This window comes from Martinezella lusitana, from assembly GCF_016901135.1.
GTDB classification, from domain to species: domain Bacteria; phylum Pseudomonadota; class Alphaproteobacteria; order Rhizobiales; family Rhizobiaceae; genus Rhizobium; species Rhizobium lusitanum_D.
Map to the genome: position 1 here is coordinate 1 of NZ_JAFEVL010000068.1, position 13,898 is coordinate 13,898.

Sequence of the window (13,898 nt, forward strand, 5' to 3'; positions counted from 1 at the left end):
TGGTCCCGCCCTCACCCCCGCCCAGGGCGGGGCCACATTTTCTCCCACGGATAACGACACTGGAATGAACATGGAAATCGGCATCGACAGTTTTGCAGCAACCATTCCCAATCCGGCCACCGGTCATACCGTCCCGGCTGCCGACCGCATGGAGACGTTGCTGGCGGAAGTTGAAACCGCCGATCGCGTCGGTCTCGACGTGTTCGGCATCGGCGAGCATCACCGCAAGGAGTTTCTCGATTCCGCGCCCGCCATCATTCTGGCAGCCGCCGCGGCCCGCACGAGCCGGATCCGTCTGACCAGTGCCGTGACCGTACTGAGCGCCGCGGACCCCGTCCGCGTGTTTCAGGATTTCGCGACCGTCGACCTCATTTCGAAAGGGCGCGCCGAACTCGTCGTTGGACGCGGCTCCTTTGGTGAAGCCTATCCCCTCTATGGCTTTGCCATGAACGACTACGACGCGCTCTTTGTCGAGAAGCTCGGTCTGCTCCTCAAATTGCGCGAAGAGACACACGTGGAGTGGCAGGGCCGCTTCCGGCCGGCGCTTACCGGCCAGGGCGTCTATCCGCGGCCGGTTCAGGCCAGACTTCCGATCTGGCTCGGCGTCGGCGGCACGCCGCAATCCTTCGCCCGCGCAGGAGCCCTTGGCCTTCCCCTCATGGTGGCTATCATCGGAGGCAGTTTTGACCGGTTCCGGCCGCTCGTGGACCTGTACCGCGAAGCGGGCCGGTATGCTGGCCATACGCCGGACACGCTGAAAGTCGGCATTCATGCGATGGGCTTTGTCGGTGACACGGACGAGGCCGCCGCAAACGCCTTCTTTCCCGGATGGGCCTATATGGCGACTGAAATCGGCCGCGAGCGCGGCTGGTCGACTGCGACGCGCGCCCAGTTCGATGCGATGCGCGGTCCGCACGGCGCCTTCCTGATCGGGAACCCGCAGACGGTGCGCGACAAGATCCTCGCCGCCAACGAAGCGCTTGGCGGCATTTCGCGCCTGACCTTCCAGATGAGTTCCGCCATGCTGGAAACCGCGGCTATGCAGCGATCGATCGAACTGCTCGGCACCGAGGTCGCGCCCGCGGTCAAGGCGGCGCTCGGCAAGGCGCCCCATCATGGGTGAGCTGATCGCCGGAACCTGGCATCGCAGCGGCCTCGAGAGCGTGATAGCCGAAGGTGAATTGCGCCGTCCGCCCTCGGTGTTTCGCGAGTGGATCACCGCCGAGGGCGACGGCCCGTTCAAGGCCGAGCCGGGCCGCTATCACCTCTATGTCTCGCTCGCCTGTCCCTGGGCGCACCGCACGCTGATCATGCGCGACCTTAAGGGCCTTACCGATCTAATCGACGTCTCGGTTGTTCACTGGCTGATGGGCGAGGATGGCTGGACATTCGATCCCGGTCCGGGTGTCATTCCCGACACAGTGAACGGCGCGAAATTCCTGCATGAGATCTATACGATGTCCGATCCGGCGGCGACGTCGCGCGTCACTGTGCCCGTTCTTTGGGACAAGCGTCATCGTCGCATCGTCTCAAACGAGTCCTCCGAGATCCTGCGCATGTTCAACACCGCCTTCGACGGCTGCGGTGCGGCTGCCGGCGACTATTATCCCTTCGACCATCGCGACGAGATCGACGCTGTCAACGCGCGCATTTACGCCACCCTAAACAATGGTGTCTATCGGTCCGGGTTCGCCACCACACAAGCCGCCTACGAGGCGGCCGTCAGCGAGGTCTTCGAGACGCTCGACTGGCTCGAGCAACGCCTGGGGCGGCAACGCTATCTTGTCGGTGGCAGGTTGACGGAGGCAGACATTCGACTGTTCACCACGCTCGTGCGTTTCGATTCCGTCTATCACGGGCACTTCAAATGCAATCTGCGGGCACTCGTGGATTATCCGGCGCTTTGGGCCTACACGCGCGATCTCTTCCGGCATCCGGCGATCCGGCCGAGCGTGGATTTCAGCCATATCAAGGGGCACTACTACGGCAGCCATCCCGGCCTCAACCCGAGCGGCATCGTTCCCATCGGCCCCGATTTGGATTTCGAGTTTCCGTCCGGACGCGAGGGGCTCGTATAAAGCCTGATATTCGGTACGGCGACGCGCTCCTGCGATTTGAAACGTTGCTGTTGACCATGGGTCAACTCGGCCCCGCCGGCTGTGATTCCAGACGGGACAAACGTAACCTTCTGCGCAATACACTGTAACAATCTAGAATGGATTGCCCATGAAACCCTTGCTCGTCCCGCTCTTCTGCCTGATCGTCTTCCAGCCGGCACTTGCCGCGGACAGCGCGATCTCACCCCAGGCCCTGGCTGAGCAGGGCCTGAAAGCCGGAGCCCGTTTTCCTGGTCTTGCCGATATCTGCGACCTGTCGCGACCCTTGGCATTGCCCGCCACTCCCCCTGCGTCAGCCACCGAAAGTACCCAGGGGCGACCTGCGCGCCCGGAAACTTCGGCAGACTTGGAACCGCAGAAAGTCTTCGACAATCTGTATTTTCTGGGCACGGGTGGGGTGGCGAGCTGGGCGATTAAGACGTCCGAGGGCATCATTCTCATTGATGCCTTGGACAACAACGAGGAAGCCAAGCAGAACATCGAGGGAGGACTCGAAAAACTGGGGCTCAATCCGCACGACATTCGCTATCTGATCATCACCCATGCGCACGGCGATCACTATGGCGGCCAGGAATTTCTGGTGAACACCTACAAGCCCAAGGTGCTGATGAGCGAAGCGGACTGGAAGGAACTCGAAAAACCGGAACTGGAATTTTCCAACCCGGACTGGGGGATTCCACCAAAGCGTGACGTTTCGGTCAAAGATGGCGAGACGATCACGCTCGGCGATACGGTCGTCCAGCTCTACGTGACGCCGGGCCATACGCCCGGCACCCTTTCCCTCATCTTTCCCGTCTCCGACGGCGCTGAAGGGCATGTCGTCGGCCTGTGGGGCGGCACGGGTATGAGGTTTGGCCCGGACGAGCAGCGTATCCGCACATACTCCGCCTCGGCGGGCCGTTTCCGCGATATCGCGGAGCAGCAATCAGTCGATGTCTTCATGTCCAACCATCCCGCGCGCGACGGCGCCCTGGAGGCAATCGCCAAGTTCAAAATTCGTTCTCCCGGAGAGCCGAATCCCTTCGTTGCGGGACACGCGGCATTGGGGGCATTCGAATTGCTGCGCGACTGCAGCCTGGCTCAAGCGGAACGGATCCAGCAGGGGAACTGATGCCGAGCATCGAAACGCTCCGGAGGCTAGTCGCACGAGCTCATTGCTCGTGTTTGATAGATTTGCAAGTTTCAGACGGTGAACCGGTGGGCCGCGCCATCCTGGGGGCTGGCCCAAACTATGTCGCCGGATGTCAGCTGCGTATCCCCGGATAACCGCACCATCATAGAGCCGGCCTCCTCGACATCGAGATGAAGAATGGCATCGGCGCCGAGGCGCTCGACATGACGCACACGCCCGCGCCAATCGCCGTCGTCTGATGTGATGCTGATATGTTCGGGCCGAATGCCATAAGTCTTGCTGCCGAGGCGTTCGGCAAAGAGACCGGTATAGAGGTTCATATTCGGACTGCCGATGAAGCCGGCGACAAACGGTGTGGCTGGATGATTGTAGAGCTCCATCGGCGTGCCGACCTGTTCGATCCTGCCGCCGTTGAGCACAACAATCCTGTCGGCCATCGTCATGGCCTCCACCTGATCGTGCGTGACATAGATCATTGTGGTCTTGAGGCGCTTGTGCAGGTCTGAAAGCTCCAACCGCATCTGCGCGCGCAGCGAGGCGTCGAGATTGGACAACGGCTCGTCGAATAGGAACACCTTCGGGTCGCGCACGATTGCCCGGCCGATCGCCACCCGCTGACGTTGGCCTCCCGACAGTGCCTTGGGCTTGCGGTCGAGAAGGTGCGTAAGTTGTAACGCCTCGGCAGCGCCCTTTACCTTTTGCTCGATCTCCGCCTTTGGGCGTTTCGCCAGCGACAGGCCGAAGCCAATGTTTTCCGCCACCGTCATGTGGGGATAAAGGGCATAGCTTTGAAACACCATCGCAATACCCCGTTCGGAAGGCTCGGCATGGGTGACATCCTTACTGCCGATGGTCAGCGCTCCCGAGGAGACGTCTTCCAAACCGGCAATAATGCGCAGCAGCGTAGACTTGCCACATCCCGATGGCCCGACGAAGACGATGAATTCGCCGGATTGGATATCGAGATCAATACCCTTGATAATCTCCAGTGCCCCGAAACTCTTATGGACTTGGTGGAGGTTCAGACCAGCCATGGCTTTAGCCTTTCACCGCGCCGGCAGTCATGCCGGTCACGATCTGACGATTGAAGAAGATGAACACGATGAGCGGCGGAATGGTCACCAGCAGGATGTTCATGAACAGGAGATTGTACTGGCTCGTATACATGCTCTGGAAATTATAGAGCGTCAGCTGGACGGTGATGTTCTCGCGTCCGGGCAGGTAATAGAGCGGATTGGTGAAGTCGTTGAAAACGAAGATCGACTGCACGACGATGTTGGTGACAGTCACGGGTTTGAGCAAAGGAAGAATAACCCGGATGAAGATCTGCCAAGGTTTTGCGCCGTCGATTCGCGCCGCCTCGTCGAGATCGCGCGGAATGGTGGCGATGAACGAGCGATAGAGCAGCGTCGAAAACGAGATATTGTAGGCGACCTGGATCAGGATCATGCCGCTTATAGTCTTAAACAGGCCGATTGATTGCAAAAGCCCGATTGTCGGCACCACTGCCGGCGGCATCATCAGCCCCATCAGCAAGGCCACCTGCGCCACGCCGTTCCAGCGCGACTGGCGCCGTTGCATGACATAACCGACCATGGCCGACAGGATAACCAGAATCGACACAGAGAAGACGGTGATGACAGTTGAATTGAAATAGGCAAGCAGCAACTGGTAATTGCGTGCCTCCACGACCGCGACGAGGTTTTCCCAGAACAGCCATTCCTTTGGCAAGGCGAAGTTCAGGCGCGAGGCTTCGGACTTCGATTTCACGGCCTGGAGAGCCACGAACAGGAACGGCAGGATGAAGATCACACTGGCAAAAAACAGCGAAACGACACCGGCGATCAAGGGGCGATACTGTCTCATTGCTCGACCTCGCGACGGTTGAACCAGAACGTCAGCGGCAGGATGATGGCGCCGACAAGGATGAAGAGGATCACGTTACCGGCGGTCGACAGGCCGTAGAAACCCGCCTGGTATTGTTTGTAGATGACCGAGGCGACGACGTCGGAGGAGAAGCCCGGCCCGCCTTGGGTCATCGACCATATCAGGTCGAAGGAGCGAAGACCGCCGATCAGCGACAGCGTGATGACGGTAACGGTCGCCGGGCGCACCAAGGGAAGCGTGATGCGCCAGAACTGCTGCCACCGCGTGGCGCCATCGATGCGAGAGGCTTCGTAGTAATCAGGGCTTATGGTCGCTAGACCGGCAATGAAGATCAACGTGGCGAGACCGACCCCTTTCCACAGATCGACCAGCGCCACGGAGAAAAGCGCAAGCGAGGGATTGGTGAGCCATCCGGGTCCTGGAATACCGACAACGCCCAGCGCTTCGTTGATGATGCCGCGTGTCGGATGCATCATGACGGTGAAGGTGATGCCGATGCCGATCGCCGAGACGAGGACCGGGAAGAACACCACCGTGCGCAGAAAGCCACGTGCAAAGATCGGCCCGGACAAAAGCACGGCAAGCAATAGGCCGAACACAGTCTTGAGGCCAGACGTCACGACCGCGTAGATCAACGTGTTGATGAGGCCGCGCACGAGAAATGGCTCGGAAAAGAACTGCCGAAAATTCTCTAGCCCGATGAACTGAGCGGTCACCAGGTCCCATCGCGTCAGGCTGTACCAAAGCGAGGTAAGGGTCGGGACGAGAAAAAACACGCCATAGATCACCGCCGCCGGCAGAAAAAACCAGAACGGATAGGGCGACTTGCGTGAATGGACATGTGACTGGATCATGGCTCTCCTCCCTGTTCCAACTCTGCTCCGCCCGACTGCCGGGCAGAGCCGTTCGGACGTCTTGTTCACCAGTTGGGAAGCCCGAGCTGTTGCGCCTGTTTGCGCACGTCATCATCATACAAGGCGGCCGCGTCCGCCGGCTGGCGCATGCCGGAGCCGACTTCGACGGTGATCTGCTGCAGGTTCGGACCCTTGATCGGCGACAGATATTCAAGCGCAGGCACGGTCTTGCCAGCGTCGAAATAGGGAAGCATGTCAGTGACCGCAGCCGGCACGTCGGCGGGCAGGTCGCAGCCCTTGATCAGCGACGGCCCCTGCACGGTGTTGACGCTCATCAGCACCTTGCAACCCTCGACGCTGGCGACAAAATCCAAAAACTTTTTGGCTTCCTCAATATGCTTGCTGCTGGCTGGAATATAGAGTCCAGGCGGCATCCAGACCGTCAGACCGTTGGTCGCCGCATCATCGCTCGGCTGGGCGAAGAAGCCGATATCGGCAAGGCTTTCGGGACGGTTCTGCTTGAGGGCGCCGATGGCCAGAGACAGCATTGGATAGTGGGCCGCCTCCCCATCGGCGAGCATATTCAACCCGTCGTCGTAGCTCGCGGCCCCGAAATCTTCGTTGAGCACCCCGGCGTCATGAATGTCCTTTAGTCGCTCGAAACCCTTAAGAGCCGCAGGGGTTGTTGCGTATTTCGCTTTGTTGGCCGTGTACTCCACTGCGAAATTCGGAACGCTCGCTTGGAGGTTATAAAAGTCTGAAAGTAGCAGGATCTGCGACGACCAGCTGTCCTTGTAGGTTTGGACCACGGCCACTTTTCCGGCGGCCTTGATCTTCTCGTTGTTTGCCATGAACTCAGCCCATGTCTTGGGCACCGAGAGGCCGAGCTCCTGGTAGATTTTCTTGTTGTAGAAGATGCCGCCGACCATCGTCGTACCGAACGGAACGCCGTACGGTTTTCCGTCGGCACTGGAAACCGATTTAAATGTCTCGGAAACATTCGCCAATGACGGCAACCCGGTGATCGCGGTAAGCGTTTGGGTCGGTTTCAGAACCTGGAACAGGGATCCGGCATTGTAGAGGAAAATATCGGCCATCTCGCCTGTCGCCAGACGGGTTTTGATGGTGTTGTCGCCTTCCCCTCCACCCGGCCGCTGGTCGATCTCGATCGTGACGTCAGGTTGCTTTTTGGCATAGGCCGCGACCAGCGCTTCAGCGGAGACCAGCGTGTCCGGACCATTGTCGATCAGGAACGAGACTGTCGTTTCGGCGTGCGATGGGCCTGCAGCGAGCAGGGCAATCAAGGCGCAGGCGGATGCAAGGCGGTATTTCAGATGTCGTGTCATGATGTTCCTCCCGAACAATGAGACTATAAACGTGGCGTCACCTTCCCGACGCCGGTGGAAGATCGAATGTCAGAACATGCGTGCCCGATGCCAATGGCATCTCGCCGGTCACCGTGGCGCCGTTCAATGCGGGATTGATGTGGCGGTGCGTGGGTCGGAATAGTCCGGAGCACCCTTCAGGCAGTGTCAGTCGATAGGTCACGCGTCCGTTTTCGACCCTCCACTTTGCCTCGATGCGACCATATCCGGTATCGTGGAACGCGGAGACGGGGCTGAGTGAAGCGATCGGCGCGGGTGCGAGGAGAACACGGGCAAAGCCGGGCAGCTCCGGATCGGGTGCTATTCCCGCCACGCTCTCGAACAACCACTGGCACACGGCGCCATAAGAGTAGTGGTTGTAGCTGTTCATGTCGGGCTGGTAGATCGAGCCGTCAGGTGCCATCGCGTCCCATCGTTCCCAGATTGTCGTCGCGCCGTGTTTCACCTGATACAGCCAACCCGGCACGTCTTCTTGCAGGAAAACTTTCTCCGCGAGATCATCCATTCCAAGCTTCGTCAGCGCCGGCAGCAGTGCCGGCGTTCCGATGAAGCCTGTGCCGATCTTGTAGTCGGCATCGACGATGATCTTGCGAAAATGAAACTTTGCCGTCTCCATATGCTGCGCCGGGATCAGGTCGTGGAGAAACGCCAGCGCGTAGGACGTCTGGTCATTGTGTGCCAGACGGCCGGATGGTGCGATAAATTCGAAGGCGAAAGCTCGGCGGATCTCATCGGCGCGTGCTATCATTCGCGCCTTCAGCTCGTCCTCTCCGAGAACACCTGCGATCCGCGCAAGAAGATCGGTCGAAATGAAGTGATAGAGCGTGGCCGCACAATCGTCTGAGATTGTTGGGCGCGGTTTGACGCTGTCTCCGGTCGGTTGCAGCCAATCCCCGAAGGTGAAACCGCGCTCGCCCCATTTTGCCGGGGGACGAACGATGGGACCGTCCGAGATCGACCATACGAAATCGACCCAGCCTACCATGGATCCCAGACATTCGCGCAGAACGTCGCGATCGGCATAATGCGTGTAAAGAACCCAGGGGATGATGACGATGGCATCGCCCCAGCCCGTCGAACCGGCAAAGCCTGGAAAATGCTCCGGATGAAGGCGCGTCGGATCCGGGGAAACATGTGCTATCGCGCCATCGGCGCGCTGATCGGCCATCACATCCCGCAGATACTTTCGAAGGAACATCTGGCTGTCGGCCAGCCAGCAGGCCGTCGCGGCAAAGACCTGAGCATCACCGGTCCAGCCCAGGCGCTCGTCGCGTTGCGGGCAGTCGGTTGGGATTTCGACGAAATTCCCGCGCTGCGACCAGATCGTGTTTTGCACCAGGCGGTTGACCTGCCCATTGGCGCACTCGAAACCGCCCTTGAGCTCCGGGACTGACGAAATCGGCACCGACTCGATTGAGAGGATTTCCGCTTTTCCGCTGATGGTCAAACGCGCGTAACGAAAGCCGTGAAAGGAGAAATGTGGTGCATACGTTTCCTCACCGTCGCCATTGAGTGTGTAGACGTTGTGCGAGACGGCCGTGCGATAATTGCGATTGTCGAAGAAGCGGCCAAGTCCAAGAACCTCGGAATATTCCGTACGCACCTCGGTGCCCGGCTCACCGCGAATCCTATAACGGACATAGCCTGCAACATTTTGCCCAAAATCGAAGACGCTGCGTCCTTCATCATCGATCCAACGATCGATCGGCTCGAGCGGCGTCATTTCCCTGACCGGCGTTGTTTCCTGAGCGAGCAGGAGATTCTTGTCGAAAGAGAGTTCTTCAGATCCGGCGGTCGGGGCCATCGCAGTTTCGCGCGCATCGTAGATTTCGCCGAAATAGATTCCAGATTTTCGGACAGGCAGCGTCCCGCTGCTCCAATTTGCATCGGTCGCAATTAAAGTACCCGATCCTCCGACGATCTCAGCGATGGCGGCAATACGGTCACCCCAGCAGTTGAAGATCGGGTTCTTTCCCCACATCAGTTGGGAGCGATACCAGCCATCGGCCAGCCAGATCTCGATCCTGTTTTCACCCGCATGGAGAAGCGGAGCGACATCGTAAGACTGGTAGGCAAGTCTTTTGTCGTAGTTGGTAAAGCCCGGCGTAAGCAGGTCGCGGCCGACACGCTGTCCGTTGATGAAGCAGCGATAGAGGCCGAATGCCGAGATGAAGAGGTCGGCTTTGGCGGGAACGTCCTCCAGGGCGAATTCCGTCGCGACGAAGCTGGCGGCTTGGCCCTCCCCTTCGTCGGCAAGCGGAGCGATCATCTGCGCGTTCCAGTCGCGCGATGCCGTCGTTGGAGCCTTGGCGCTCGCCTGCATATCCATTGCCGTCCTCCCGGTCGTTTCTGGGTAACGTTATTCGTATAACGTTACCCATATAACGTTTTACATTTTTCGGTGAAATGCAATAGAAATCTTTTTACCCCTCTGGCATGGTGCTTAACGGCACCGCGACAGGAGTTATTCGGTTCGACATGGAGAGGCTGGCGTGACAAACAGAAGAGCTGAGGAGCCCGAGCGCGAACGGGTCACCATCCGCACCGTCGCAGCGCATGCGGGCGTCTCCGTTACCGCGGTGTCCAAGGTCACCCGCAATGCTTATGGAGTAAGCGAAGCCCTGCGCAAAAAGGTCGAGGATTCAATCGCTATTCTTGGCTATCGTCCGTCGCGCGCCGCACAAGGATTGCGCGGCAAGACCCATACGATCGGCGTGCTGCTGATCGATATTCGCAACCCCTTCCTGCCCGATGTCATCGGCGGCATCAACGACGTCATGGCGCCTGCCAACTATCGTGCCATGATCGGTGTCGGCGAATCACGCTCGCAACTCGAGACATCCCTGATCGAGTCGATGATCGACTATAAGATGGATGGCCTCGTTCTTGTCGCGCCCAGTCTTCCCGCGGACGTCATCTCCGACTATGCCCGGCAGATCCCGATCGTCGCCGTCGGCTATCACGACAGTGGCGTGAAGACATTCGACACGGTCAACTGCAATGACCAGAAGGGTGCCGCACTGGCCGTGGAGGCATTTCAGGCGCAGGGATATCTCGACATTGGCATGCTGAGCCTCGTTGCGGGTCATGCTCACAAAGTCTCGGTCGTCCGGCAGCGTGAGGTGGGCTTTCGAAAAGCGATCAAGCGTGCCGGGCTGGAAGAGCGGCCGATTGCGAAGATCGCCCTTGAAGCTCCCGATCGCGAAAACATCATGCGCGACTACATCAACAACCCGTCCAGACCACGAGCCTTGTTTTGTTGGAGCGATCTGGATGCGATCAAACTCTACGACATGGCAACCGACATGGGCGTGAAAGTGCCGGATGAGCTTGCCATCATCGGCTATGATAATTCGCCGACGACGGCGCTTCGCCGCATCGATCTTGCAAGCATCGATCAGGGCGGTGCACGGCTAGGCGAACTTGCCGCGCAAACACTGTTATCTCGCATTTCCGGCCGGAAGGATGCAGTCAAGCTGCTGATCGAGCCCACGCTCGTTCCCCGTAACAGCCTGGGGCGTGTCGACGCTGCGTCGCAAATCTGCAGAATGTGGGAAAGTCATGAGGTAGCGTATGAGCGGTGAGCCTGGCCCGATCGCGAATGCGAACGCTAACATCGCCGCACCTGCCGCACAAGCCACTCCACCGCCCATGCCCGGCTGGAAGATGCTGCTCTATATCGCGGCATCCGTCATGTTCTTCCTCACGCAGGGCCTCGGTCTCAATCTCGCTCTGGCCAACCTCACGCAGATCCAGGGTACGATCGCCGCCACCACCACCGAATCGGCATGGTTGTCGGCAGCCTACATGGCGCCGAACGTCAGTCTCGCCATCGCGCTGGTGAAGATCCGCATGCAGTATGGCGTGCGCAATTTCGCCGAGGTCAGCATTATCGGCTTTGTCGTCGCCTCGCTGCTCAATCTCTTCGTTTCCGACCTGCAATCGGCCGTCGTCGTCCGCTTCTTGAGCGGTATTGCCGCGGCACCTCTCTCGACGCTCGGCTTCCTCTATATGCTCGAGGCTTTCGAGCCGGCCAGGAAGATGACGATCGGCGTCAGCCTGGCGATGATGAATACGCTGCTGGCCGCGCCCATTACCCGTCTCGTCTCACCGTCACTGCTCGATTACGGCGAATGGCGCGGGCTCTATACGCTGGAGATGGCCTTGGCGCTGCTGGTGATGCCGATTATCTATCTGCTGCCGCTGACGCCGCCGCCGCGCGTGAAGGTCATCGTCTTCGGGGATATCATCAGCTATCTGTTGATCGCCATCGGCTTCGGCTGTCTGGCCATCGTTCTCTCAGTCGGGCGGCTTTACTGGTGGCTGGAAGTGCCCTGGCTTGGCGTACTGCTGGCACTCAGCATCGCCAGCCTGACGCTCGCCGCTGTCATCGAACTGCGCCGGGCGACGCCGCTGATCGACGTCCGCTGGCTGCTCAGTCCAGCAATCCTGCATCTGACCGGCATTCTTCTGCTGTTTCGCATCATCTTCGGTGAGCAAAGTGCGATCATCATGACGTTCTATCAGAACGCCGTCGGCCTGCTCTATGATCAGCTCTCAATGCTCTATTGGATCATCCTGGTTTTTTCGATTGTCGGCGGCCTCGTCTGCACGGTGCTGATGCGCTATGGGTTGAGCTGGCAGATCCAGTTTGCAGGGCTTGTCATGATGGCGGCGGGCGCCTTCATGGATGCGCAGGTCACAACCCTGACACGGCCCGAGCAGATGTATCTCAGCCAGGCGCTAGTGGCGGCGGGAGCGGCTCTTTTCCTGCCGCCATCCATGTCCGAGGGCTTCAAGGCCGCCTTTTCGAAAGGTCCGCCTTACCTGGTGACCTTCTTCGTGGTCTTCACCTTCACGCAGAGTATCGGCGGCCTGATCGCCTCGGCTTTCTACGGGACGTTGATCGTCATCCGCGAAAAGTTCCATTCTGCCGTGCTGACCGAGCGCGTGCTGCTGACCGATCCGCATGTCGCCCAGCGTGTCAGTCAGCTTTCATCGTCCTACGGCAAGGTGATCGGCGACAGCGCGCTGTTGAAAGGCGAGGGATTGGCGCTGCTTGGTGCGCAGGTCACCCGCGAGGCCAACACGCTCGCCTATGCCGATGCTTTCCTGGTTGCCGGCGTAATCGCCGTCGTATCGCTCGCCGGACTTTCGCTGCATGTATTCTATCGCTTCATCAAGGCACGGCTTGCCGACGATCGGCCGCAGACCGTGGCATCCAACCCCTGAGGATATGAAATAGCTCCATGTCGAGGCTCGTTCGCTCCCCCATCGAAGTCATTGCTGTTCTCGCCGGCGTCGGCGGTGTCATGCTGGTGCTTTATGCCTGGCACCTGCCGCCCTTCAAAAGTTCCGTCGAGACGACCGACGATGCTTATGTCAAGGGTTATGTCACCACCATCAGCCCGCAGGTCAGCGGCTATATCACCGAGGTGCCGATCAAGGACTACAAGCTCGTCAAGCAGGGCGAAGTGCTGACCAAGATCGACGACCGCATCTATCAGCAGAAGGTGGCACAGGCGCGCGCGACGCTGGACGGCCAGAAGGCGGCGCTTGCCAATTCGCAGCAGCAGGAGCAGGCCGCCAAGGCAGGCATCGCCTCCAGCCAGGCGCAGATCGACAGCGCCAATGCCGCGCTGAAGCGTGCGCAGCTCTCCTGGGAGCGCGTAACGACGCTGGTTGCCAAGGGCGTGTCCACCACCAGCGATTCCGAGCAAGCGCAGGCGACGCTGCAACAGGCGCAGGCCGCCGTGAACCAGGCGAAGGCAGCTCTGGACGTATCGCAGCAGAACCTGACGACGATCATCGTCAACCGCGCCTCGCTGGAGGCTGGTGTCAGCGGCGCGGAAGCGGCCGTGCAGCTCGCCAATATCGATCTTCAGAACGCGACCATTGTCGCGCCGCAGGATGGCCGCGTCGGAGAAGTCGGCGTTCGCCTCGGCCAGTACGTGACCGCTGGAACGCAGCTCATGGGTCTTGTACCCAGGGATATCTGGGTGATTGCCAATTTCAAGGAAACCCAGCTCGACGGCATGAAGATCGATCAGCCGGCAACGATTTCCGTCGACGCGCTCGGTCATCGCAGGCTTAAGGGCCATATCCAGCGCTTCTCGCCGGCGGCGGGCTCGGAATTCGCCGTCATCAAGCCGGACAACGCCACGGGCAATTTCACCAAGGTCGCGCAGCGCATCGGTGTCAGGATCAAGATCGATAAGGATCAGCCGCTGGCGGATGAGCTGGCCCCAGGCATGTCGGTTGTCGTCTCGATTGACAAGGACTCGCAGCCGGAAGTGGGCGTCAACGACGACTGAAGCAGGTCCGGGAAACGTATGTTTGCATTCACGGGGTGGCTTTCCCGAAGGACCAATCCAAACGAGCATCGGTTAACCCGCGATGCTGCCCTTCAGGACACGGAACCAGTTCAAGGCCAGCCGATCGACAGCAAGCTCGAACAATCAAAAGAGTTTTATCAACATACCCCGGATAGCCGCTGCCTATGATGAATTGACCGACTGCTTCG

11 protein-coding genes are annotated in these 13,898 nt (G+C 59.5%); 6 read left to right on the forward strand and 5 right to left on the reverse strand.

Annotation, left to right across the window (positions count from 1 at the left end; translation table 11 throughout):
- Positions 1 to 70 precede the first annotated feature (70 nt).
- From JTP94_RS29015 to JTP94_RS29025, 3 genes are all read left to right on the forward strand, one after another.
- Positions 71 to 1,123, forward strand: a complete 1,053-nt coding sequence (locus JTP94_RS29015) for an LLM class flavin-dependent oxidoreductase (protein WP_204853936.1) — start codon at positions 71 to 73, stop codon at positions 1,121 to 1,123.
- Positions 1,116 to 2,078 (forward strand): glutathione S-transferase family protein, encoded by a 963-nt coding sequence (locus tag JTP94_RS29020; RefSeq protein ID WP_204853885.1) that lies wholly within the window; start codon positions 1,116 to 1,118, stop codon positions 2,076 to 2,078. The genes JTP94_RS29015 and JTP94_RS29020 overlap by 8 nt, the downstream gene beginning before the upstream one ends.
- A 148-nt stretch (positions 2,079 to 2,226) precedes the next feature.
- A complete protein-coding gene (locus JTP94_RS29025) occupies positions 2,227 to 3,228 on the forward strand; it encodes an MBL fold metallo-hydrolase (protein WP_204853886.1) in 1,002 nt (333 codons plus the stop codon).
- A 71-nt stretch (positions 3,229 to 3,299) separates the two neighbouring features.
- On the opposite strand, the gene JTP94_RS29030 is transcribed toward JTP94_RS29025, so the two are convergent.
- The 5 genes from JTP94_RS29030 to JTP94_RS29050 all read right to left on the reverse strand — a co-directional run bounded on the left by JTP94_RS29030 (position 3,300) and on the right by JTP94_RS29050 (position 9,704).
- Positions 3,300 to 4,283, reverse strand: a complete 984-nt coding sequence (locus JTP94_RS29030) for an ABC transporter ATP-binding protein (protein ID WP_204853887.1) — start codon at positions 4,281 to 4,283, stop codon at positions 3,300 to 3,302.
- Positions 4,284 to 4,287: 4 nt separating this feature from the next.
- Complete coding sequence (locus JTP94_RS29035) at positions 4,288 to 5,115, reverse strand: carbohydrate ABC transporter permease (RefSeq protein ID WP_204853888.1); 828 nt, start codon at positions 5,113 to 5,115, stop codon at positions 4,288 to 4,290.
- Entirely contained in the window at positions 5,112 to 5,990 is an 879-nt protein-coding gene (locus tag JTP94_RS29040; RefSeq protein WP_204853889.1) for a carbohydrate ABC transporter permease, read from the reverse strand. The genes JTP94_RS29035 and JTP94_RS29040 overlap by 4 nt, the downstream gene beginning before the upstream one ends.
- Before the next feature lie 65 nt (positions 5,991 to 6,055).
- Positions 6,056 to 7,336, reverse strand: coding sequence for an ABC transporter substrate-binding protein (locus JTP94_RS29045; protein ID WP_204853890.1), 1,281 nt, complete (start codon positions 7,334 to 7,336; stop codon positions 6,056 to 6,058).
- A 37-nt stretch (positions 7,337 to 7,373) separates the two neighbouring features.
- Complete coding sequence (locus JTP94_RS29050) at positions 7,374 to 9,704, reverse strand: alpha-L-rhamnosidase (RefSeq protein WP_204853891.1); 2,331 nt, start codon at positions 9,702 to 9,704, stop codon at positions 7,374 to 7,376.
- A 163-nt stretch (positions 9,705 to 9,867) separates the two neighbouring features.
- Here JTP94_RS29050 and JTP94_RS29055 point away from each other — a divergent pair, with 163 nt between their 5' ends.
- Genes JTP94_RS29055 through JTP94_RS29065 form a run of 3 tightly spaced genes read left to right on the forward strand, consistent with a single transcriptional unit; the run spans position 9,868 to position 13,689 of the window.
- Positions 9,868 to 10,959 carry a substrate-binding domain-containing protein gene (locus JTP94_RS29055; RefSeq protein ID WP_204853892.1) on the forward strand — a complete coding sequence of 364 codons (1,092 nt, stop codon included), beginning with the start codon at positions 9,868 to 9,870 and terminating at the stop codon, positions 10,957 to 10,959.
- Positions 10,949 to 12,607: an MFS transporter gene (locus tag JTP94_RS29060; RefSeq protein ID WP_204853893.1), complete on the forward strand. Its 1,659-nt coding sequence runs from the start codon at positions 10,949 to 10,951 to the stop codon at positions 12,605 to 12,607. Before JTP94_RS29055 ends, JTP94_RS29060 begins: the two co-directional genes overlap by 11 nt.
- A gap of 17 nt (positions 12,608 to 12,624) precedes the next feature.
- Positions 12,625 to 13,689, forward strand: coding sequence for an HlyD family secretion protein (locus JTP94_RS29065; RefSeq protein WP_204853894.1), 1,065 nt, complete (start codon positions 12,625 to 12,627; stop codon positions 13,687 to 13,689).
- Positions 13,690 to 13,898 lie beyond the last annotated feature (209 nt).